At 64.6% G+C, this 851-nt stretch carries 1 protein-coding gene; it reads right to left on the reverse strand.

The features are described 5' to 3' along the window. Positions 1-626, reverse strand: a 626-nt coding sequence (locus M8859_RS36685) for an IS110 family transposase (RefSeq protein ID WP_249645681.1), incomplete at its 3' end; no start/stop codon positions are given. Positions 627-851: the final 225 nt, after the last annotated feature.

Consider the following 851-nt stretch of genomic DNA (forward strand, 5'->3'; position numbering starts at 1 on the left):
GTGGTGAGGAACCGGTGACGCCGCGCCAGGGTTTTCAACGCGCTGAGCACCGCACGTGCGATCGGATCGGTCTTGTCGGGCCGACAGGATGCCAGCGCGGTGATCAGCGCTTTGTCGGTCAGCTTGCGGTATTTCTCTCGGATATTCACCGGGGCGGTGACGAGCATGTGATGGATCTGGTTCATCGCCGCGGTGGTGGCTTTCACCGCTGAGCGGCGGGCGTTGTTCAACGCGCGCAGCGCCTCGATGTGCTCGGTTTTCGGTATCGCGCTCGCGCGCCCGGACACCACCGCGCGTGCGGCTTGATAGGCGTCGATCGGATCGGACTTGCCGCGCATACGCCGCACCGACCGCTCCGGTCGGATGACTTCGCGGACCTCGATCCCCGCGGCGAGGACCGCGCGGGTGATCCCGGCCCCGTAGGAACTGGTGCCTTCGATCCCGGCCACTTCCACCGTGCCGAACGAGGCCAGAAAGTCCAGCGCGGCCCGGTAACCGGTTGTGGTGGTGGGAAATTCCTCATCGCCGAGCTCACGCCCGACACCGTCAACGACCGCGACATGAATGGTGTCGGCGTGAGTATCGACTCCCGCCACGAGGTTGGCGACCGGACCGGTCACTGCCATGCTTGTTACCGCCTTCCCGTATCGACTTCGGTGGGTCGACGCCGGTCGGGCGAGCAGACAGGACATTGATGAGGCTTGACCAGGCTCTTATTAAGTCATGTCCGCCCGGCCGGCGCGCGGGACCCTGACCGCCGGTCAGACCAAGTGATGGTCAACCCAGCAGGGCGACAGTCGGTGCCAGAGACACGACGATCAAGATCTTTTCCATCATCAGTGTCGGTGCCT

The sequence above is a fragment of the Nocardia sputi genome, from assembly GCF_023501985.1.